The sequence below is a fragment of the Nonomuraea sp. NPDC049480 genome, assembly GCF_044465905.1.
In the GTDB taxonomy this organism is placed as follows: Bacteria; Actinomycetota; Actinomycetes; order Streptosporangiales; family Streptosporangiaceae; genus Nonomuraea.
This window is the reverse complement of the sequence record NZ_JBITMD010000022.1, coordinates 11,745-32,543: the sequence shown is the minus strand read 5'-3', so window position 1 is coordinate 32,543 and position 20,799 is coordinate 11,745. Positions and strand designations below refer to the sequence as shown.

The window sequence follows — 20,799 nt, the reverse complement described above, 5'->3', positions numbered from 1 at the left end:
CCACAACTCGGCATTCCTGCTGAGCGCGTCGGTCTGGCGCGGTCGTGGTGCCCTCGCCTACTTCGGCGTGGGATTGTTGCTGGGCGCGCTGACGGTGGCCGCCGTCGGGGTGATTCTGGGCGGTATCGTGCAGGGCCTTCTGCCTTTGCCGGTACGGCTGGCGGCGCTCGCCGTGCTGGCGGCCGCCGTACTCCTGCGTGAGGTTGGCCTGATCAAGCTGCCGGTGCCGGAGAACGCCAGGCTCGTGCCCGAGCACGTGCTGCATCGCGGGCGGGTGCTGGGAGGCATCCAGTTCGGCTTCGAGATGGGCACCGGGATGCGGACGTACTCGCCCTCCTCCCTCCCCCACCTCGTGCTGGCCGCGGTGCTGCTCGCACTGCCGTGGAACGGCGCGCTGGCGGCCGGGGCGGGCTTCGCGGTCGCTCGCTGGATCATGGCGGCGGCCAGCATCGGCCACAGCGAGGACGGCGGCTGGAGCGATGTCTGGTCGATGAACGCCCGCCTGCTGGCCTCGGTCACGGGGGTCGCCACAGTCGCCGCGCTCGCGTGGGGACTGTGGCCTTGGTAGAGCGGCTGGTCGTGGTCGCCGACAGTGCCTGCGGGGGCTGCTCGGCGATCGCGGCCGCGCTCGGCGGCGTGCTGGCCGTGACGGTCGTGGTGCGTTCGTGCCGTGACCCGCACCTGGCCGAGGAGTTCCCCGTGCTGGCGGGCCGCCGTCCGTGCGCCCGCCCGCTGGCGCTTTATGAAGACCGGGCGCTGACGGGCTTCCGCTTGCTCTGGCGAGCGGGCAGGCTGGTGGCCCCCGGCAGGCGCGCGGCCGCGCTGCGGCTGGCCTTGCGCATAGTACGGCTGCGAGCGGCGCACCTGCTCGGAACCTCTCGTCTCCACAGAAGGTAGAGCGGTCATGAGAAGACTACTCACCCTCACGTACCGGTGATCCTGCTGACCGTGTGCGGTGCCATAACTCGTCCACGGCATCTGACCTGGCCTTCTATGCTCAGCGCTCGTGTTCCTCCGCCTCCCGTGACTTCCGTCACATACGGCAGGTGTCTCGCGTACGGCCTTGATGCCCTGCCCTGCGGGGTCCTCCAGTTTCCAGTCCTCGTACCGCTTGCCGGGGAAGATCGGGCGGGCTGCCCAAGAGTCCTTCGTCGACGGCTGGCAGCAGGCCATGTGGGCAGGCGCAGTGGTCATGGCGGTCCTGTTCGTCCACGTTCTCGCGCGCGGTCCGCGGCAACGGCCCCAGGGCCCCGATGGCAACAGCCGTGAATCCCACGATCTAGTCGCCGACCTGCGCTGACTCACGTGATCACCGTGCTGTCGGCGCCCGATACTCGGTGGACAGGTTGCACCGCTCACCGGATACGGATACGTCCCGAACTGGCATACCTGCACGATCGCGGAGACCCTGTCCGATGCCGCCGCCAGGCGCAGGGCACAGGGCGGCTCCCGCCGCCGGGCATGTGTGGGGCCCGGTGTTGGCGCGGATGCGGGTGCAACGGTTGCGCAACGCCGCACGGCACGATCGGAGCGTCGTCGGGCGGCACAGCGCCGCCCCGGATGTGAGGAGTGATGCGGCATGTCTGCTGCGATTCTCAAGAAGGTACGCGGCCGGCGGGCGATCTGGGTCGCGGCGGTGGCCGCGCTCGCCGGCATCGGCTTAGCGGTCCCGGCGTCCGCCGCGGTGCCTCCCGAAGTGATCATCGCCGACACGTTCGCCACCCGGACGGCGACGGGCGCCGCGAACATCTTCTTCGACTTCGCCGTCCCGGCCGGGAGCTGGACCGCCGAGGCCACGCTCACCGGCCGCAACAACACGGCCGTGGCGTCCGGCCTGGCCTGCACGCTGCTGATCATCAGCGAGAGCAGCACCAACAACAGCCGCACGGTCGCCTCGTTGGGCCCCAACGGCCAGTTCGCCAGCCTGGCAGCGGTCACGGCGCGCACCGTGGGCACCTCCGGGACCGTGCGGTTGTCGTGCAACGCGACCACGACCTCGAACATCTCGGTGTTCAACGTGAGCATCATCGCGACGCGCGTCAACTCCCTGACCCGCGTGAACCTCGGCTGAGCCCGCGGCCGGCCCGGCGGCTCCAGCGCCCGTGAGCGAGCGCCGGAGCACGTCATGACGGGGACAGCGATGTCCCTGTCGTGACCCGGGCCGTGCGGGCCAGGTGATCCGCCGGAAGGCCTGCCATCGGCCCGCCCCGTCGATCGCGGCCGCCTCGTACAGGTAGGCGGGGATGCCCTGCAGCCCTGCCAGGTAGATGAGCATGTTCCAGCCGACGCCCTGCCAGAGCGTGACAAGCACGATCGAGGCCATCGCGGTGTCGCTGTCCCCGAGCCAGGCGGGCCCCTCGATCCCGATCAGCCGCAGCAACTCGTTGACCGGCCCGTAGTGGCCGTTGAGCATGAACCCCCACACGGTCGCCGCCGCGACCGGCGAGGTGACCACGGGGACGAAGAAGACCGTCTTGTAGATCACCATCCCGGGGAGCCGGAGGTTGAGCGCGAGCGCGAGCAGCAGCGACAACACGATCATCGCCGGCACGAACATCAGGCAATACAGCAGGATGTTCTTCATCGCGGTCATGAAGACCACGTCGTCGAGCAATCGGGCGTAATTGCCGAGCCCGGTCCACCTGGGCGGGGTGAGGATGTCGTAGTCGGTGAAGCTCAGGAAGAACGCGCCCAGCACCGGCAGCACCATGAACACCGCGAACAGCACCATCGCGGGAGCGACGAACAGCGCGCCCGCCCGTGCCTGCTCGCGGCCGAGCCGCACGGCCGTCACGGCGGCGTGTTGCGAGTAAGCCTGGAATGCACAGCCACGTCCTTCTCCGTTACGCAACTTGGCATGCGTTGTAACCTGTCTGAAAAATAAAGACATAACTTGATATAGGTCAACATGCTCTAAGTCTCAGCTCGATAACGAGGCGGGAGAACCTGACGCCACGCCTGGCATGCTTGTAATATCAGGTACATACCAAGTTGCCGACCAAGGGATCGAGGCCCGTTGACCGCCGACGCTCCGCTGCTGTACGAGCGGATCTGCAACTACCTCCTGACCGAGATCAAGCGCGGGGCGCTCGCCCCTGGTGCCCGGGTGCCGTCGGAGATGGAGCTGGCCAAGCTCTTCGACGTCAGCCGCATCACGTCGAAGAAGGCACTGGAGGTCCTCCGGCAGGCCGGTGTGGTGGAACGGATCCGCGGCAAGGGCTCCTTCGTCGCGCGCGAGCTCCCCGACCTCGACCGGCTCGCGGCCGACTCGCCCACGCCGTCACCCGTCCGACCCCGGCCCCGCGGTGGCTCGGCCTCGGCGATCGGGCTGGTCATCCCAGATCTCTCCGAGGTCTACGGGCTCGAACTCTTCTACGCGATCGAGGAGCAGTGCGCCCTCCATGACATCAGCCTCCTGATCCGGCGTACGCGCGGACACCAGGACGATGAGGAGAAGGCGATCGAGTCTCTGGTCACATCAGGCCTCGTGGAAGGGCTCCTGGTCTTCCCCGTCCACGGCGAGTACTACAACGCGAGCCTGCTCCGCGTGATCCTCGACGGCCACGCCGTGGTGCTGATCGACCGCTACCTGTCCGGAATCGCCGGCTGCGCCGTGCACACCGACAACGCGGCCGCCGCCAAGGCGCTGACCGAACACGTCATGGAGCGCGGCCATCGCCACCTCGCCTTCGTGTCGCCGCCGCCGGACAACACCTCCAGCATCGAGGCCAGGCTCGAAGGCTTCCGTGCCGCCTTCGCAGACCGCGACCCGGCGTACGGCAGCAGGCACTTCCTGACGGACATGCGCAGCACCCTGCCCGACGCCTTCACTCCCGACAGCGTCGAAGCCGATGTCCAGCGCGCCGTCGCGTTCCTGCGCGCGAGGCCGGACATCACCGCGCTCGTCGCCTGCGAGTACAACCTCGCCCGGGTCCTGGCCAAGGCCACAGACGTCCTCGGTGCGCGCGACAAGTACCTGATCGCCTGCTTCGACTCGCCTCCCGACCCGGTCACCGGGTCAGCGTTCCTGCACGTCCGGCAGGACCAGCGGGAGATGGGCAGGCGGGCCGTCGAGCTTCTCCTCATGCAGATTCGCGGCGAGCCGGTGCCGAAGCAGTCCACTGTTCCGTTCACTGTGGTGGACGCGGGAGCGGTCTGCTGACCCTAGGAGCGTCCTGAAGATCTTGATGGCCTTTTCAGACTGGGATCGGGGATTCAGACTCGGGTCATGATGGGCCGTCCCCTCCGTTCAGACCCGGCACGAGCAATCCGAGCCCTTCCGACCGCGGATGCTCCATTCCGTATTTGCGCTACCACGAGCGAGAACGGCAAGGCGGACGATTGAGCGGGCGAGCCGTTCGGCATCGCGTAAAGCCATGCCTCCGTCAACCACAGCACAGCAGGTGCTGCGCTGGTGCCGATGTTCGCTCTGGCCGCCTTATCCCTGCCGGCTCCTATCAGGCCGGCCCCTCGTACGCCGTCCTGCTGATTGACGCTCGAGCAGGCCACTCCTCATCACCGGCGTGCTCCCGCGCCGCTCCTTGCTGGATGATGATCTCCATCGGGCCAGCACCTTGCCGTAATGAGATGGAGATCATCATCTGCGACGATCGGCGCATGAAACGCATGAGCGTCGCGCTGGTAGTGGCCAGCCTGCTGAGCGTGACAATTCCCGGCGGCGCCGTGCACGCAGCTCTCGCATCGGAGTCTCTCGACTCCGTCGTCGAAGCGATCAAGAAGCAGTATGCGAAGAAGAGCAGCGTACGCTTCTCCGTCAGGCGACGCGGCGGCCCTCCACCCTCGGAGGATCTCAAGATCTCCGGCGCGTACCGCTTCAACTCTTCAGGCATGTACGCCGCCGACCTCACGGAGATCTCCTACGAGAAGGCGGCGACGGGGCGATCCCGAGAGATCACCATAGGCCGAGAGTTCTACTCACAGAGCTATGTGCGTTCCGACGAGGGCAAGTACATCTGGAAGTCGCCACCGACGCTGGGGGAATGGGCCTACGGGCGGAACTTCGCCGGGGTCGTCTGGGGCAAGGATCTGGTCAACGGGATCAATCCGGGCTTTCTCGAGCTGGTCGCCTCTTACGGTGCGACCAGCGCCGACGGCGGAACCTTCGAGGGAGTGAAGACGACCCTCCACAGCGGCACCGTGACTGTTACCAAGCTGAGTGAGAGACAGGCCGGCATCTCCTTCGATACCGAGGAGGAGGGGGTGCATGGCGGGCGGATCACCTGGAAACTCTGGGCAGGGCCGGACAACCTGCCGAGACGCTTCCAGGCCATCATGAAATTCACCTGGCCGGAGGGCGGCGAGGCCGAAACCATGACGATGAACATCATCTATCGAGGATGGGGAACCCCCGTCAAGATCACGGCCCCGCCCAAGCACCTCATCTCCGACGGTTGGTGATGGACGACCTGCACAACAACGCGGTACTTCGGAGCTCTCACAGCAAGCCGCTCCACCATGCTGCGGTCAGGTCGACCGCCATGGAGACCGTCACCGGCGAATGCCATTGCTCGAAGCACAGCGACCTGGACAGGTCGACCGCTTTGCTCCTCCAGAGTGCCCCAGCAGAAGTCGCCGTAGTCGCCGTCGCCGAACGCGGCGGCCAGCGACGTGCGCAGGCCCAGCCGGCTCGTTGCGGCGGCCGCCCGTCTGCGCAGCCGCCAGTGTTTGAGCACCAGCACCTATCCTTGCTTGCATGGGTGACGTACTGAAGGGGCGAGGTTGCGCGTGGGAGTTCGAGGACGGAGGGCTGCGCATTACGCCTGAGCCGGGTAAGGCGTCGAAACTGAGCATGGAGCTCGGTGAGCGGTTCGTGCCGTACGACGCGCTGGCCGATGTCATGCTGGAGCCTGGTGCACGCGGCAGGGTGGTGTTGCGGGTGGTTCCCCGGGAGGGAGCCGACCCGGTCATGTCCGCGGCAACGGGGCAGCTCCAGGAGTCGCTCGATCCGTACCGGCTGGTGCTGCCCGCCGCCACGAAGACGCTGGCCGACCAGTATGCCGACGAGATGCGCGCGGCCCTGTCCGAGCGCGGTCCGGCTGAGCGGTTCCTGATCGCCGGTCCTTCGGTGCCGCGTAGTTTCAAGGCATGGGACGGTGAGGCCGCCTTCGACGGGCAGGCTGTCACCTTCACCTGGTTCTCGTCCGGAGCTTCCCCGGCCAAGTACACGGCAGGTGACCAGCGTTACCCGATCACCGAGATCGAGGGCGTCGATTGGCATGCGCTGGAGGACGCTCGCGGGTCGTTGCGGCTGCGCATCCGTGGGCACCATGCCCTGTCCAATCCCAACAACGATCCCGCCTCCGTGGTGTTCGGCATTGGCTGGGGAGCCACGCATCACTCCCTGCCCTTCGCCGCCGCCGTGCTGGCCGCCGTACAAGGTCCCATGATCGAACAGGTCGCGGCGGAAGGCTGAGCTGCTGTCCCGTATGTGACTTTTGTGCGCGTTGGCGCCTTGGAACTCAAGGCACCCGACGGCGCGCTTCCCTCCGGGAAGACCCGCACGATCAGCACGGTCTCGATGTTGGTCGTAGCGGTTGACGCCTGGATAGACGTTGTTCGGGCGTTTGCCCAGGGCGAGGTGGAGGTGCGTGGGAATGCCGCCGATCCTGTCCCGCTCGAAAACACGGTTTCGTGCTCTGACCTGGGGTTTCGCTGCGCGATCAGAGCGGCGGCTGCGACCGTCGCAAGGTGTTGTCACCCCTGGTCCACCGGTTGGTGAGGTGCCTGTTCGGCCTGCTGACGGTGCTGATCCGCGCTGATCTGTCCAAGGACGTGGAGCTGCTGGTGCTCTGTCACGAGAATCAGGTGCTCCGCCGCAACTCGGTGGCCGGCCACGGTGGGGTCACGCCGACCGGCTCTGGCTCACGCTGTTGTCGCGGCTGATCCACCGCCGCCTGTGCGACGCCCGGGACTGCTCTGTACCCGCCAGCCCGTCAAGGCACTGATTGTTGGGGTGGCGCGGGAGAACCCAACCTGGGGGCACCGGAGCATCCAGGGCGAGCCGGCTCGCCTGGGCTACCCGATCGCGGCCTCCACGGTGTGGGAGATCCTGCACACGGCCGGTTTCGAGCGGTACACCTGCGCGCACGGGTCGCTTGCCATGGGACGCCCAATATGCTCGGCCCTGATCGTCAGGGTAGACGGGTCAGCCGGGGTCGGTCAGGGCCTCGCCGCCTTCCACCGCGCCGGCGAGCAGGGGACGAGGCTCCGTCGCGGTAGGGTTCTGGCGGACTTTCCTCAAGGTGGACGGCACGTGTGAGTAAGGCTAATGAGCTGATCGGCGCGGCGATGGAGGCCCTTGCCCGCGAGGATGAGGCAGCCTTCGACTCCGCCGCCGCCTTCCTGGCCGACCGGGACGACGCCGATCGCGTGCTGGTGGAGGTTGTGACCCGTGCGATCTCGGGGTTGTGGCGGAACGGCTGGCAGCCCGCCGACGTGGTCAGGATCGCGGCCAGGCGGCTGACCGACTGGCACGGGCGGGCGGCGGCTGACCTCATCGCCTGGGAGATGCGGGCCTATGCGCCGGCCACGGTGGATGAGCGCTGGCGCGACCAACTCGCCGGCCTGGAGGCCGCGGTGTGGTGGAAGGGCAGTTACCTGGCGGCGCGGCAGGCACGCGACGGGGCCAGCCGACTGGTGACCGTCTCCGGTGGGCTGGAGCTGCTGGGGTTGCTGACCGGGCTGCCGCGGCTGGAGTCGTTGAGCCCGCGGCCCGGGGCCGCTCGCTGTACGGTCCAGGCACGCTCGCACGCGGTCAGCGAGAAGACGTTCGCGCGGGTGCGGGCGCTGCTTGCCAAGGCGGAGTCGACGACGTACGAGGCGGAGGCGGAGACGTTCACGTCGGCGGCGCAGAGCTTGATGGCGAAGTACAGCATCGACGCGGCGATGCTGGACGCGCAGCCAGGCGGAGGTGAGACCCCGGCGGGCATCCGGGTCGGCATCGACGCGCCGTACGAGCAGCCCAAGGCCGTGCTGCTCGACCTCATCGCCGAGGCCAACAGGTGCCGGGTGATCTGGTCGAAGGAGCTGGGGTTCGCCACTGTGCTGGGGTTCTGGGCGGACCTGTCCTGGGTGGAGGTGCTGTTCACCTCGCTGCTGGTGCAGGCGCAGACCGCGCTGGTGAACTCGGGCACCAAGAAGCACGGCACCGGCCGATCGAGGAATAAGACGTTCCGCCAGTCGTTCCTGTCGGCGTTCGCCTCCAGGATCGGGGAGCGGCTCGCCGAGGCCACGGCGGGTGCGGTCTCGCAGGAGAGCGCCAGCCGCGGCACCGACCTGGTGCCGGTGCTGGCGGCCCGCGAACAGGAGGTGGAGCAGGCGGTCGAGCGCATGTTCCCGAACCTGGTCTCGCACGCGGTCCGCACGTCCTGGGATCGGGAGGGCTGGGCGGCCGGCCGTACCGCCGCCGATCAGGCCAACCTCGGGGCGCGAGACCGCTAGCGCCTGTATCCCTCATGCTGGGGATATCTTTTCCCCAGCGGCAGCCATCCAAGAACGCGACGACACGGATCCGACAAGACAAGGCTGAATGCTGAGCTTGAGAAGCTCTCGCCCCTGCTCCTGCCGTCGTTGACGGTGGGATGTGGAGGTGGCGCAGATGGCAATGGCTCATGTGCAGGTCAGCAGGAGATGCCGTTGTGCCGATCCCGGGACCGGACGCCAGCGAAGGACGCGGCATTCGCACCTGTCGGTGGATGACGAGCACGGCAGCCGGCATTTCGCGGTGCAGCTACGCCGCGGATGAACTCCATCATGGAGCAGTGGGTGCAGTCCTGCCGCCACGAGCTTCTCGACCGCTGCCTCGTCTGGAACGAACACCACCTGCGGCACGCCCTGCGCGAGTACGAACGCTTCTACAACCAGCACCGAGCCCACCAAGCCCTGAACCAAGCGGCTCCACTGCGTCCCGTCCCGGACCCGATCACCGATCCCGGACGAATCACCGACCTGAACATACGCCGACGAGACCGGCTCGGCGGCGTCCTCCACGAATACTCACATGCCGCTTGACCAGCATGGATGGAATTACCGGCAGGCACAGAGCGCGCCAACGACCAGCTGAAGAGCTGGAAGATCCTCCGCAAGCTACGTTGCAGCCCGTCCAAGGCCGGCCACCTGTGCAAGGCCATCGCCGTCCTGCAGAATCACCGAGTTGCGCAGGCGGCGTGAGGATGAAAAGCGTTCACGGAAGGTGTGCCTGATCCAGTTTTCAGCCGTCGCCCTCAGCCCTCGACCGGGCAGTGCGAAGGGGCTCACGCGTCTTGGCGTGAGCCCCTTCGCGGACAATGTCAAATGCGCCCGTCTGGTTCGAAGAACGCTGCGTAAATGGTACTGATCGGGCCGCCCTTCCTCAGCCGGATCGGCACCTTCTCCCGCAGCTCCCCGTCCGAGAGAATTTTGAACCCGCTCTCGTCAATCAGGTCGAAAACGGCCTGCTCCGAGGCGTCTTCACACTGGTCACGTGCCGAGATGACGTGGAAGGGACTCAGCCCGTCGGCTCCTGACGACAGAATGGCCGCGTACGGCCCCACCATGGAAAGGCGAACCGTCAGATATCTCCGGCGCCTGGCGATGTAGGTGAACGAGACGTCGCAATTCACGTCCGTGTCGTCGTTGACCTCTCCGCTCTCCGCCAAGCCCGTCAGGATGTCGGCGTATGGCTGTCGTGCCACCACTTCCGCGACGAAGTGCCGCTTCGGGTCCGCCAAATCTCCGTAGGATCGGAGAAGGCATTCACGAAAGGCTCCGAGACGGCCGGTCCGACCGCCCGGGATCCTCCTTCCCGCCATCAATTGAGATATTCCTTCCCCTTCGGGTGAGCGTGCACCCGTCCTGCCCGTTGATGTGTACGCGCACCTTGGTCTGCCAGCCCCCGTTCGGCCCGCGACCGACCGGCCTGCCGAACTCACAGTCTCTTACGTTCGGACGGCCCGGCACCGGGGTTCCGTTCTTCCAGGCGAACTCCGCGTACGCGTGCGCCTCGGCTCGGCTCGGCTGTTGAACGTCGAGGTCGGCGTGCCGTTGCGGATTCGTTCGTCGTACTGCCTCGTCCCCTTGACATGCGCATCCTGCGCCTGCCGTGAGACTCCCGTGTAGCAAGGCGTGGTTGTGGACGAGGATGTCCGAGGATCCCGTGGCCACGTAGTAGGTGTGGAAGTCCGCGACCGTGAAATTGTGGACGCGCCGGCCATTGGCCGACCATTTCGCGACGGACGCGATCTTCACATAGGTTCCGGCACTCGTCCGGAGCCGCTGCGCCGGCTGTAGCTCGCCGGCTTCCGCCCATCTGCCTTCCACGGGGACCCAGAAGGGATGCGTCTCCGTGGCCTCGATGCTCTCCCTGCCGCCGGCGCCGTCCACCGAGACCTGCACGATGTTCTTGGGTCCCTCGCTGGTGATCAACGCGGTCACCGTCTTCGGGAGTAGCGGGCTCCCAGGTAGGTCAGGTCGGTGGAGGCGTCTTCGGTCTTGCCGAGGAAGCCGCGGTCGGTGAAGGGCAGGTCGTCCGCGCCACGGCGTTGCCCGAAGGGCAGGTAGCGTTCGCGGCTGACGGTGCCGGTGGTGTCGTTGACGGCGAGTTGGGTGCTGCCGTCGGGGTCACGGCGGATCAGGCGTTCGCCGGCGGCGTCGTAGAGCATGCCGGTCTGCCGGCCGTCGATGGTGGCCTGGGTGAGCTGGCCGAGCGGGTCCCAGTCGAAGGTGGCCTGCTTGCCGGCGACGGTGCGGGCGGTGAGCTGGCCCTTGTTGTCGTAGGCGTAGGTGTCGGTGCCGTTCGGCCTGGTGATGCTGGTGACGGCATTCGGACGGACCGCGTCGGCCCCGGCGGCGGGGTAGGTGTAGGTGGCGGTCTGGCCGTTGTCGGTCAGGGTGGTGAGGTTGCCGACCTTGTCGTAGGTGTAGGCCTGGCTGTAGGGGTCGATGCCCTGGGCGTCGCCGGTGCCGGTGCACGTGCCGGCGGTGGTGGTGTAGGCGGTCTTGAGACGGCGCAGTCCGTCGTAGGTGAAGCATTCGGACTGGCCGTCGGTGGTGCCGGGGATGGCCGAGGCGGCGTCCAGCACGCGGGTGACGTTGCCGGCGGTGGTGTAGCTGTAGCGGTCGTCCTGGACGGTGTCCGGGGTGGAGGTGTCCGCCTTGGCCTGCGTGGTGACACGGGAGAGCCAGTCGGTGGTCCAGGACGCGTTTGATCTGGCCGTTGCCGCGCGCGGGCTTGTGCATGCACGAACAGAACCATCAGGTTGCAATGCCTAGGTGTGCTTGATCGTTCGGGCGGGACGGAGCGTCGTGTGACTCGGAACGGGATCCGGCGCGAGCGGGGTTCGTGCGCGTGCGTTCACCTGTTTGGAGAAGACGACGAACTTTGTCCCCCACCTCGTCGGCCTCGTCCGCGCCGGAGCCCGCTTCGAACGAGGCGTCCTCGTCGAACGCGAGCCCGACGACCGCAGCCTGACGTGCGGTGCTAAACAGAGACATCGTGAGAGAGGCAGCAATGGACCAAGGCACCCGCGGCGAGCTCATCAGTCGGCTGACCGAGGCGATCATGTCCGTCACGACCGCGCACCCGCTGCGGGTCGCCATCGACGGGCCGCCCGCCGCCGGCAAGACCACGCTGGCCGACGAGCTCGCCGTCGTCCTGCGAGCGCAGGACCGCGACGTCATCCGCGCGACCATCGACGACTTCCTCTTCCCCCGTGCACAGCGCTACCGACGCGGCCAGTACTCGGCCGAAGGCTGCTACTTCGACGCCCACGACCACGCCGCGCTGTGCCGGGTCCTGCTCGATCCGCTGGGCCCAGGCGGAGACCGAAGGTTCCAACACGCGGTCTACGACAGAGACACCGACACCCCATCGTCCCCGCCGGCCACGACCGCCCCCGCAGACGCCGTACTGCTCTTCGACGGCGTCTTCCTCCTGCGCCCAGAACTCATCGACCGGTGGGACCTGCGCATCTTCGTGTCCGTCCCATTCGAGCAGACGGTAGATCGCGCCCGGGACCGAGGCACAGCGCTGGCCGGATCCACCGCCGACACCGCCGACACCGCCGACACCGCCGACACCGCCGACATCGAACGGTCCTGGCGCAACCGCTATATCCCCTCCCAACAGCTCTACTTCGCCACAGCCCGCCCAACCGACCACGCCGACATCATCGTGTACAACGATCAACTCCAACGGCCGACCTGGGAAGTCCGACCACACTCATCGATACACAGGATTTGACAATTGCTCCAATTCGGCACCTCGCTCGACTACACAGCTCGACGCTCGCTCGCTCCTCGTGCTCGGTTCCCTCGGTCACCGCGACGCACGAGAACCGCCCGGCTCGGTGGCCGGTGGTGAGGAACGAGCCACCGGGCGGCGATCGGCCCCAGCCCCTTCACGGCGGAACCGAAGTCTGCCGATCGGGCAAACTCAGCCCAAGATCTTTCGGCAACTCGGCGGACCCGTACATCGCAGCTGCATAGGTACATCAGCCCGCGCGACCGCGTGGCCGACGCCTTGATCCTGTGGAGCGAGACCTCGGCGGTGCCTTCACCGGGCGCGCTATCGACGGACGTCGTATCGCAGATGGGTGACGCGGTCGCCTTGGACGATCTCCGGGTTGCCGAGGAGTGCGGGTGGACCGTCGTACGCACCGAAGAACCGTACGCCCTTGCCGAACACCACTGGGACCAGGTCAACCTGGAGTTCGTCCACCAGACCGGCGGCCAGGGCCTGGCCCAGCAGGTCACCGCCGGTCAGCGACACGTCCTTGTCTCCGGCGGCGACCTTGGCCTGGGCGATCGCACTTGCCAGGCCGTCTGTGACGAACGTGAACGGCGCGTCGGGGAACGGCCAGTCCGTCGGCGGTTCGTGGGTCACCACGAAGACGGCGTCGCCCGCTGCGGGTCGGCCGTTCCAGCCGTTGGTGAGGTCGAACAGGCGACGGCCGATCACCGCCACTCCGATCTGCGACCAGGTTTTCTCCATGTACGCGGCGCTGGCGGCCGAAACGTGGAAGACCCGCTCCGGGTCGCCGCCATTGAAGGGGACATCCCCGTTGTTGTACCAGTCGAACAGCGGACCCACCCGGTCCGACTCGTCGGCGATGAAGCCGTCCAACGAGACCGTCGCGCTCGCGATCACCTTGCCCATGGCCTGTGGTTCCCTTCTGAAGACCTGATTTACCCGTGACGTCGGAGCCGGCGCCCCGGACCGGACAGCCGACATCTCTCCTGTCGAAGGTTTTCCGGACATTGCACGATCGTTCGCAACGTAGGTCGGGACGTCGCAAGGTTCGCGCGGACCGGACACGTTGCATCCGATCATGGTCGGCATGGTCGTATCGGCGTAGCGATACCTGGGTTCTTCACCTCGGTTTTGACTGTCTTGTCTACTATCTTGCTCCGGCATGATCAGCCGTATCGAGGCCCGGTCGACGCGTTTCAGCGGCGGCGTGGCTGGAGCCGGTCGAGGCCTCCGGGGTGGGCGTTGCCGAGCGCGATGACGGCGTCGGCGAGCGTGCCGTACAGGTAACCGAGGTGCCAGTGCTCGTCTGCGAGCTTGCCGCCGTCCTTCAACTGGCGGGCGAGCGCGGCGAGTTGCTCGGTCCACTCGCGCGCCGTCGACGGCAACTGCAGGGCGGCACTGGCGGCGCGCCCGCACAATCTTCTCTGCCGCACTAGCGCGGCTGAAGCGGGACTCACACCCAGCGCCTCGGCCACCCAGCAGCGCCGCGCGTACGCCGGAGCCCGACCACCACCCAGGGCGCGGGGCATCAACGTCTCGTACATCGCCCACGCGGCCACCGCCAGGGCGCCATGCGAAAGCGAGCGCAGCAGCGAACGAGGCACCTGCACATATCCCCGTGGAAACGATCTGGAAGAAGGCGCGACGCCACCGCCGGGCGTGCCGGTCGACGCCTCTTCCTCACAAGCCGCGCCAACCGCCGTCACTTGGCCCCACCCGCGCAAGAGGCGGCCACGGACGGCGAGATCATTCCGCGTATATTCCGCGAGCGGCGGCACGTGCGGGCCGAGGCTGGCACACCGTGGCACACGCCGAGCGTCGGCGGGCAGGCGTTACCGCAGGTCAGGCCTGGGTTTTGTCTGGCCAGGTAAGCGTGCCCTGCAGGATTCGAACCTAATGACTGTGGGATATGAGCCGCTTTCCCACCCCTGGGCACCTGGCCTCCTGGGCCCGCTTCGCGCCCGGGGTGAAGGAGTCGGCGGGCAAGAAGAAGGGCCGCGGCGCGACCGGGCACGGCAACCCCTACCTGGCCCGCGTCCTCGGGAGGCGGCGGTGGTGGCCGGCCGGACCGACACCTTCCTGGGCGAGCGTTACCGGCGCATCGCCCGCCGACGCGGCCCCAAACGCGCCATCGTCGCCGTCGGCCGCTCCATCTTGACCATCGTCTGGCACCTGCTGTCCGACCCCGACACCCACTTCATCGACCTGGGCTCCGACTTCTACGACAAACGCATCAGCACCGACCACCGCAAACGCAAGCACATCCGCGAACTCGAAGCCCTGGGCTACCGAGTCACCCTGGAACCAGTCGCCTGACCAACTGAGCTGATCACCAACTCTGGCGCGCCACCATACGCCGGGGTCCGCTGCCGCCTGCCCGCTAACTCGCTGATTTCCGGACTAGGCTGATTTCCGGACTAGAAGGTGCCCACCCCTGACGCCACGTGACGGGGCGTACGAGCACGCACCGAGCACGCACCGAGCACGGCCGACACCCTATTCGATCATTGCTATTCCAGCTGCCACCCTGCGCCGTCCGTGTGGGGCGGACCACGCGGAGCTGCAAGGGATAACACCGCGTTCGGGACGCCAAGGCGCTCCTGCGGCGGCTGGACCGTTGCCACCGCGTCCTGGCCAATCCGCGGCTCGGCCACATCCCGCTCAACGCCATTGGCGCCCGGTGGGGTTTCGCGAACGACGCACCATTCAACCGGGCCTTCGGCGTCACCCCTGAGCCGGGAATGGTGAAAGCCCTATTCGTCTCGCCCAGTCCTCCCGGATCTCACCTCACGACCCGGCCGGATCTTCCTCACCACCGGCGGCATGACACCGGCGGGCCCGTCACCCCCGTGTCGAACAATCTACGGGCATAGATTCCGCAGGACGCGCTGTCATCACGGAAGTCTTGACCATGCCGATCTACGCTTCCCGCATGGCTTTTGTTATCCCAGAGATCAAGGTCGGCCTGGCCGAACTCGGTGGCGGGCCTGACGCCTGGTGCTCAAGATGCGGCAAGCGTGCGACTCTGTACTACGTTGATCCAGCGACCGGAAGGCACACGTACGTCTGCACGACCGATGCCGGTCCCGAGGTAGAGGCAATGCTTTTGCGCTCCGCCGACTAGGCGAATCACCACCGTGGTGTCAGCCCTTCGAGCCTCCGCGCTGAAGAGACTTCGGAACGAGGTATTTCTTCGACGCCGTAGAACCGCGCTCGCGCCCGTACCTATGAGTGTTCGACCCCGCAGAACGGGGCGTCCCACGCCGTCGGAGCGTCGCTCTGGATCACACCCCCGACGCGAAGCCGTCGCGCGACGCTCTCGAAGCGCGCATTGTCATCGGTCCACGCGCGCGCGATGAGGCCGAACCGCGTGCCTTCCGCGAACTCGATCGCATGCGCTTGTCGTCGGTGTCAACGACGGCCGAATTCTGACCCCCTGACGACGCTCGGGTTCTAGTGCTTGTCGCAACACACCTGATCATGGAGGGCGTGTTGATGGCGAGGCGAGGGCCCAAGCGCAGGTTGGACGTGGAATCGGAGTACTGGCGGCTGGTGCTGTCCGGCGTGGGAACGGTGGAGGCGTGTCGAGCCGTCGGAATCGGGCGCAAGACCGGATACCGGTGGCGGGCGGAGAACGGCGGTCTACCGCCGGCGCGGCTGGCTGAGAGCGCCCGATCGAGCCGGTTCTTATCGCTGCTGGAGCGGCAGCGGATCGCGACCTTGCGAGCGCGGGGCCTGGGGGTACGCGCGATCGCCGACCGCCTGGGACGCTCCCCGTCGACTATCAGCCGCGAGCTGCGGCGCAATACGCTCCCGCACGACCGGGGCATCTACGACGGTGATTTGGCCCATGCACGAGCCCGGCAACGGGCCCGGCGCCCGCGTCAGGGGCGGCTGCTGGAAGACGAGCAGCTCCGCGCGGAGGTGCAGGCCAAGCTGGAGCTGGACTGGAGTCCTGAGCAGATAGCCGCGTACTTGCGCAGCGCGTGGCCAGACCGGCCGAGCTGGCACGTCTGCCACGAGACGATCTACCAGGCGCTCTACCACGGCGGCAAGGGCGGCTTGAGCCGCAACCTCACCCGCCGGCTACGCACCGGGCGACCGCTGCGCAAACGCCGCCGCCGACCCGACCAGCGTCAGCCGCGGTTCATCGCGCCCGCGCTGCTCATCGACCAGCGGCCCGTCGTCGTCGAGCTCCGCCATCGAGTCGGGGACTGGGAGGGAGACCTGATCACGGGGCGGCTGAACCCAGTCCGCGATCGCCACCCTGGTCGACCGCAAGAGCCGTTACCTGCGCCTGGTCCCGCTGCCGGCTCGTCACGACGCGCAGGCCGTTCGCGATGGCCTGATCGCTGTCCTCGACGGTCTGCCGCCGGCCGCGCGGTTAACGCTGACCTGGGATCAGGGAGCGGAGATGGCTTGTCACGATCAGATCGCCCCCTACCTGAGTGAAGGCGTCTTCTTCGCCCATCCAGGCAGCCCTTGGCAGCGCGGCAGCAACGAGAACACCAACGGGCTGCTCCGCCAGTACTTTCCCAAGCGCACCGACCTGTCGGCTCACACCGAAGCAGACCTACGCGCCATCGAGGAACGACTCAACAACCGTCCCCGGAAAACGCTCGGCTGGCGAACGCCCGCTGACGTCTTCTATGAAGGTCTGGCACCATGACTGTCCGTCACCGTTGCGATGATCACTCGAATCCGCCTGTTGGACTCTTCGGGGCCCCGGCGCAACAGGCGCCGGGGCCCCTGTGCGCGTGATGAGAAAGGAATGTATGGATCAACGTCGCTCGGCTGCCGAGGGTGACACGCTCACTCGCGGCAGGATTACGGATACGGCCGAACTCACGGTCACGGCCGACGACCGGTTCGACGATGAGGACTACCCCGCCTACAGCATGGGCACGGCCGCCGAGATGCTCGGCGTCACCCCGACGTTCCTGCGGGCCCTGGGCGTAGCGCATCTGATCGAGCCGAAACGCTCCAGCAGCGGCCATGGCCGCTGCTCTCGCTACCAGCTCCGCCTGGCCGCGCGTGCCCGGGAACTCGTCGATCAGGGCACTCCCGTGGAAGCCGCCTGCCGGATCATCATCTTGGAAGACCAGCTCGCCGAGGCGCTGCGCATCAACGCCGCATACGAACGCGAGCGCGCGGCCGGGGACTGACACCGGCGGTGAGAAGACCCGGCAGCCCGAAGCTGACCGGGTCTTGCTGTGCAGCGTGGCGACTTGGTCGCGCTTGTTGCCGCCAGCCTCGCATCTCCCGGGATTCGTGGCCTCCTACCAGGCGTGATGACGTTTCACACGCTGTCGATTACTGGCATTCAAGGAGCTGTGCGGCTGTGGTAGACCTCCCGTGCTGCCGATTCTCGTGCGGGCGGCGATACAGCAGCCGGAAACGAATCAGGGCCCGCACCCTGTGAAGGTGCGAGCCCTGCCGTGGCGCTATTTTGTCAGGCGGCGACGATGTTTTCGGCCTGCGGGCCCTTCTGGCCCTGGGTGACATCGAAGGCCACCCTCTGGCCATCGCGCAGCTCGCGGTAGCCGCCCTGAGAGACGATGTTGGAGTAGTGCGCGAAGACGTCGGCGCCGCCGCCGTCCTGCTCGATGAAGCCGAAGCCCTTTTCCGCGTTGAACCACTTCACGGTGCCAGCAGCCATGTTGATCTCCTCTTGATAGGTGCAAAGCCGAAATCCGCACTGCACGAATTCCGTGTCGCCGAGATAGGCCCACACCCGGAGAAGACCGGTAAACAAAAAAATGCACCTGAGGCTACATACCGTCAGGTGCACACAAGTTCTTTATGGGTACCACAACTGCAACTGCGCCTAATCTAGCACACGTGCACGCGTGGTACGCATACCGCGGCCGTTATCCGCCTGGATGAGTCGCGTTCCGCGAGGCGCCGCACTCCCGCCCACGCCACCACCCCGCACCTCGGCCGAGTTCGCCAGGGCGACCTTCGACGACTACGCCAGGTTCGGCGGAGTGATTGACCTTCAACGGCGACGCCCAGTTCCCCCTGGGCGGCCTTCAACGCCGGCGCCTCGTTCGGCGAGGCGACCTTCGACCGCGGCGGCGCGTTTGACCAGGCGACAGGATTGGAGTTCGCGGCGCAGTGTACGGGTGGGACCGGCGGCTGACCTGGATAACGATCGTGGCCCCGGCCCTGGAAGAGGAACAAGACCACGACGGCCGCCGCCCACTTCCCGCGGATTGATGTCGCGGTAAATGCCCAGGTGGAACGCGCGTTGTAGGCTGGCAGGGAGATGCCTGGTTCAACTGGCCGGGTGCGAAAACCGGCCGGAAGCGCGACTTTCGTCGGGCGTCGACGTGAGATGTCCGATGTTCGGCGCTTGGTGCCGAGAACGCGGCTGCTGACGCTGACCGGTCCGGGAGGGGTCGGCAAGACCCGGCTGGCGTTGCACGCCGCCCACACGTTGCGGTCGCGGTTTCGCGACGGCGTGGCGATCGTGGAAGTGCACCCACTCACGCATGACGATCTGCTCGCCCCGGCGGTGGCCGCCGCGCTGGGAGTGCGGGACCTCGACCGGCCGCTACGGCCGGAGCTCGCAGAGTACCTGGCCGACAAGCGGATGCTGCTCGTGCTGGCCGGCTGCGAACATCTGGCGCAGGCGTGCGCGGAATTGACGCAGTGGCTGCTGAGCACCGTTCCCCACGTGAGCGTCATCACGACCAGCCGGCACCGCCTGAGCGTGCTCGGCGAGCAGGTGCTGGCGATCGAACCGCTGCCGTACGCCGACCAGCACGCGCCGGTGCGCGAGATCGCCCGCAGTGATGCGGTGCGGCTGCTGATCGAGCGGGCTGCCGCCGCCCAGGTCGGCCTGAAGATCGATGCCACCACCATTGCGGTACTCGCCCGCATCTGCCGGCGGCTGGACGGCATCCCGCTGGCCATCGAACTGGCCGCGGCGCGCCTGCGTGCTTGCCCCCTTGAGCAGCTCGAGCGGGAGCTGGAGGACGACAGCACCGGCCTGACCGGCCACAGCTCATCGCCGTTCGCCGCATTCCACGAGAGCCTGCGTGCCATCATCGACTGGAGCTACCGGCTGTGCTCACCTGCCGAACAGCGGCTATGGGGGCGCCTTTCGGTCTTCCCGGGTGGCGTCGATCTAGAGACGGCCGAGCAGGTGTGCTCCGGTGCCGGCATCGCCGCCGAGGATATCGTCGACGTGATCGCCGCCTTGGTGGACCACTCGATCCTGTCGGCCCGGCCGTCGGCGACAGGCATGCGCTACCGGTTGCTGGACACCCTGCGCGCCTACGGGCGTCAACGCCTGACCTCCCACGATGAGGAGTTGCTGCGGGAGCGGTACTGCGCTCACTACCGGTCCTTGGCCGAACGGCAGTCAATCGACCGGCTCGGCCCCGACCAGCTCGAGAGCTTCCGCATCCTGCAGGCCGAGTTGCCCAACGTGCGGACCGCTCTGGAGTTCTGCTACAGCAGGCCGGCCTCGGCCGAAGGCGGCCTGGACATGGCCGCCCGGCTTGGAGCCTTCTGGCTGCTGGCCGGGGCTTTGACCGAGGGCAGGCATTGGCTGGATCATGGCCTCGACCTCGCGTCGGCGCCGACCCGGACGCGTATCACCGCACTGTGGGTCGACGCCCTGCTCGCGATCTACCAGCGAGATCCCGTCGCGGCCACGGCACGGCTCAGCCAGTGTCATGCCCTGGCCAAGGAGCTGGCAGATGAGACAGGCCGGACATACGCCGCCATGACGGCCGGCATCGCCGAGCTCACGGCCGGCAACACCGCCCATGGCCTGGCCCTGATGGAGGCGGCGCGCGCACGCCAGCGAGCGGCTGGCGATCTCGACGCCGTCGGCCTCAACCTCTATCTCGCCGCGACGTTCTGCGCCGCCGGCGATCCCGACGCCGCCGCGGCGCTCGGCCGTGAGCTGCTGGCCTTGTGCGATGTCCACGACGCGCCTTTGTTCCGCGCGTACGCGCTGTTCCTCATCGGCATCGCGGCCTGGAAACACGGCGACTCCCGCCAGACCGAGAGACTCATCCAGGAAGCCACCGCGCCATGGATGGCCGCCAACGACCACTGGGCGCTGGCCAAGGCGCTGGAGGTGCTGGCTTGGACCGCCGAAGCCCGCCACGCCCACGAGCGCGCCGCCCGCCTCCTGGGCGCCGCCGACGCACTGTGGCAAGAGATCGGCTTCGCCCCCACCCTGCTGCCCTACCACACCCACTCCCACCAGGACTGCGAGAGCGGCGCCCGCCAAGGGCTCGGACAACAGGCGTTCGCCGCCGCCTTCCGCCGCGGAGCCGAACTCGATCTCCACACCGCGGTGGCATATGCGATCAGCAACGACGATCGCCAATGAACGCCGATGAACGCCGAGCTCGCCGGTCAGCCACAGGCCGCGCACGCCGGCCCCCGTCCGGGTTCTGGTCGGTAGCCGATCGGCGCGCGCAGCCGGCGCCACTCCCGCCTCGGCAGGTCGGCAGTCCCGGCCCGTCGTCGCTGAGGTGATCAATGAGCAACGTGCTCGTCGTCGGCGCCTCCGGGGACGGCCTGGCTGT

At 67.4% G+C, this 20,799-nt stretch carries 20 protein-coding genes and 2 pseudogenes; 14 read left to right on the top strand and 8 right to left on the bottom strand.

Going from position 1 to position 20,799, the window contains the following annotated elements:
* The first annotated feature begins 67 nt into the window (after positions 1 to 67).
* Positions 68 to 568, top strand: a complete 501-nt coding sequence (locus tag ACIBX3_RS44030) for a hypothetical protein (RefSeq protein WP_352365978.1) — start codon at positions 68 to 70, stop codon at positions 566 to 568.
* A complete protein-coding gene (locus ACIBX3_RS44025; protein ID WP_397126577.1) occupies positions 556 to 897 on the top strand; it encodes a hypothetical protein in 342 nt (113 codons plus the stop codon). The genes ACIBX3_RS44030 and ACIBX3_RS44025 overlap by 13 nt, the downstream gene beginning before the upstream one ends.
* A gap of 763 nt (positions 898 to 1,660) precedes the next feature.
* Here ACIBX3_RS44025 and ACIBX3_RS44020 read toward each other — a convergent pair.
* Complete coding sequence (locus ACIBX3_RS44020; RefSeq protein ID WP_397126576.1) at positions 1,661 to 2,785, bottom strand: ABC transporter permease subunit; 1,125 nt, start codon at positions 2,783 to 2,785, stop codon at positions 1,661 to 1,663.
* Positions 2,786 to 3,016: 231 nt separating this feature from the next.
* On the opposite strand from ACIBX3_RS44020, the gene ACIBX3_RS44015 reads away from it, so the two are divergent.
* From ACIBX3_RS44015 to ACIBX3_RS43990, 6 genes and pseudogenes are all read left to right on the top strand, one after another.
* Positions 3,017 to 4,162 (top strand): GntR family transcriptional regulator, encoded by a 1,146-nt coding sequence (locus tag ACIBX3_RS44015; protein WP_397126575.1) that lies wholly within the window; start codon positions 3,017 to 3,019, stop codon positions 4,160 to 4,162.
* A gap of 425 nt (positions 4,163 to 4,587) precedes the next feature.
* Positions 4,588 to 5,418 (top strand): hypothetical protein, encoded by an 831-nt coding sequence (locus ACIBX3_RS44010; RefSeq protein WP_397126574.1) that lies wholly within the window; start codon positions 4,588 to 4,590, stop codon positions 5,416 to 5,418.
* A gap of 295 nt (positions 5,419 to 5,713) precedes the next feature.
* Positions 5,714 to 6,433: a DUF4429 domain-containing protein gene (locus ACIBX3_RS44005; RefSeq protein ID WP_397126573.1), complete on the top strand. Its 720-nt coding sequence runs from the start codon at positions 5,714 to 5,716 to the stop codon at positions 6,431 to 6,433.
* Positions 6,434 to 6,708: 275 nt separating this feature from the next.
* Positions 6,709 to 6,903 (top strand): hypothetical protein, encoded by a 195-nt coding sequence (locus ACIBX3_RS44000; protein ID WP_397126572.1) that lies wholly within the window; start codon positions 6,709 to 6,711, stop codon positions 6,901 to 6,903.
* Positions 6,904 to 7,275: 372 nt separating this feature from the next.
* Complete coding sequence (locus ACIBX3_RS43995; protein ID WP_397126571.1) at positions 7,276 to 8,460, top strand: DUF2786 domain-containing protein; 1,185 nt, start codon at positions 7,276 to 7,278, stop codon at positions 8,458 to 8,460.
* A gap of 297 nt (positions 8,461 to 8,757) precedes the next feature.
* Positions 8,758 to 9,030: pseudogene (locus ACIBX3_RS43990) on the top strand (integrase core domain-containing protein); the annotation flags it as partial.
* A 278-nt stretch (positions 9,031 to 9,308) separates the two neighbouring features.
* Here the strand turns inward: ACIBX3_RS43990 and ACIBX3_RS43985 are convergent.
* The 3 genes from ACIBX3_RS43985 to ACIBX3_RS43975 are packed head-to-tail and all read right to left on the bottom strand — an operon-like array spanning position 9,309 to position 11,261.
* Positions 9,309 to 9,728, bottom strand: a complete 420-nt coding sequence (locus tag ACIBX3_RS43985; protein WP_397126570.1) for a hypothetical protein — start codon at positions 9,726 to 9,728, stop codon at positions 9,309 to 9,311.
* 25 nt (positions 9,729 to 9,753) lie between these two features.
* On the bottom strand, positions 9,754 to 10,422 hold the full coding sequence (locus ACIBX3_RS43980; RefSeq protein ID WP_397126569.1) for a polymorphic toxin-type HINT domain-containing protein: 669 nt from the start codon (positions 10,420 to 10,422) through the stop codon (positions 9,754 to 9,756).
* Between the two features lie 5 nt (positions 10,423 to 10,427).
* A complete protein-coding gene (locus ACIBX3_RS43975) occupies positions 10,428 to 11,261 on the bottom strand; it encodes a hypothetical protein (RefSeq protein ID WP_397126568.1) in 834 nt (277 codons plus the stop codon).
* A 245-nt stretch (positions 11,262 to 11,506) separates the two neighbouring features.
* Between ACIBX3_RS43975 and ACIBX3_RS43970 the strand changes: the two genes are divergently transcribed.
* Positions 11,507 to 12,238 carry a cytidylate kinase family protein gene (locus ACIBX3_RS43970; protein ID WP_397126567.1) on the top strand — a complete coding sequence of 244 codons (732 nt, stop codon included), beginning with the start codon at positions 11,507 to 11,509 and terminating at the stop codon, positions 12,236 to 12,238.
* A 324-nt stretch (positions 12,239 to 12,562) separates the two neighbouring features.
* Here ACIBX3_RS43970 and ACIBX3_RS43965 read toward each other — a convergent pair whose 3' ends face one another.
* Together ACIBX3_RS43965 and ACIBX3_RS43960 are read right to left on the bottom strand one after the other, a co-directional pair.
* The gene (locus ACIBX3_RS43965; protein ID WP_397126566.1) at positions 12,563 to 13,153 is read right to left on the bottom strand and encodes a dihydrofolate reductase family protein; all 591 of its coding nucleotides are present in this window, start codon (positions 13,151 to 13,153) and stop codon (positions 12,563 to 12,565) included.
* Positions 13,154 to 13,443: 290 nt separating this feature from the next.
* On the bottom strand, positions 13,444 to 13,851 hold the full coding sequence (locus ACIBX3_RS43960) for a hypothetical protein (protein ID WP_397126565.1): 408 nt from the start codon (positions 13,849 to 13,851) through the stop codon (positions 13,444 to 13,446).
* Positions 13,852 to 14,156: 305 nt separating this feature from the next.
* Between ACIBX3_RS43960 and ACIBX3_RS43955 the strand changes: the two genes are divergently transcribed.
* Together ACIBX3_RS43955 and ACIBX3_RS43950 are read left to right on the top strand one after the other, a co-directional pair.
* The gene (locus tag ACIBX3_RS43955) at positions 14,157 to 14,405 is read left to right on the top strand and encodes a transposase (protein ID WP_397126564.1); all 249 of its coding nucleotides are present in this window, start codon (positions 14,157 to 14,159) and stop codon (positions 14,403 to 14,405) included.
* Positions 14,300 to 14,563 (top strand): hypothetical protein, encoded by a 264-nt coding sequence (locus ACIBX3_RS43950; RefSeq protein ID WP_397126714.1) that lies wholly within the window; start codon positions 14,300 to 14,302, stop codon positions 14,561 to 14,563. Before ACIBX3_RS43955 ends, ACIBX3_RS43950 begins: the two co-directional genes overlap by 106 nt.
* Positions 14,564 to 15,472: 909 nt before the next feature.
* On the opposite strand, the gene ACIBX3_RS43945 is transcribed toward ACIBX3_RS43950, so the two are convergent.
* Entirely contained in the window at positions 15,473 to 15,637 is a 165-nt protein-coding gene (locus ACIBX3_RS43945; protein WP_397126707.1) for an aldehyde dehydrogenase family protein, read from the bottom strand.
* A 90-nt stretch (positions 15,638 to 15,727) separates the two neighbouring features.
* On the opposite strand from ACIBX3_RS43945, the pseudogene ACIBX3_RS43940 reads away from it, so the two are divergent.
* Together ACIBX3_RS43940 and ACIBX3_RS43935 are read left to right on the top strand one after the other, a co-directional pair.
* Positions 15,728 to 16,916, top strand: a pseudogene (locus ACIBX3_RS43940) (IS30 family transposase).
* 229 nt (positions 16,917 to 17,145) lie between these two features.
* Entirely contained in the window at positions 17,146 to 17,412 is a 267-nt protein-coding gene (locus tag ACIBX3_RS43935) for a MerR family transcriptional regulator (protein WP_397126706.1), read from the top strand.
* 287 nt (positions 17,413 to 17,699) lie between these two features.
* Here ACIBX3_RS43935 and ACIBX3_RS43930 read toward each other — a convergent pair whose 3' ends face one another.
* Positions 17,700 to 17,906 (bottom strand): cold-shock protein, encoded by a 207-nt coding sequence (locus tag ACIBX3_RS43930; protein WP_375134007.1) that lies wholly within the window; start codon positions 17,904 to 17,906, stop codon positions 17,700 to 17,702.
* Positions 17,907 to 18,602: 696 nt separating this feature from the next.
* Between ACIBX3_RS43930 and ACIBX3_RS43925 the strand changes: the two genes are divergently transcribed.
* Positions 18,603 to 20,600, top strand: a complete 1,998-nt coding sequence (locus ACIBX3_RS43925; protein WP_397126563.1) for an ATP-binding protein — start codon at positions 18,603 to 18,605, stop codon at positions 20,598 to 20,600.
* Positions 20,601 to 20,799 lie beyond the last annotated feature (199 nt).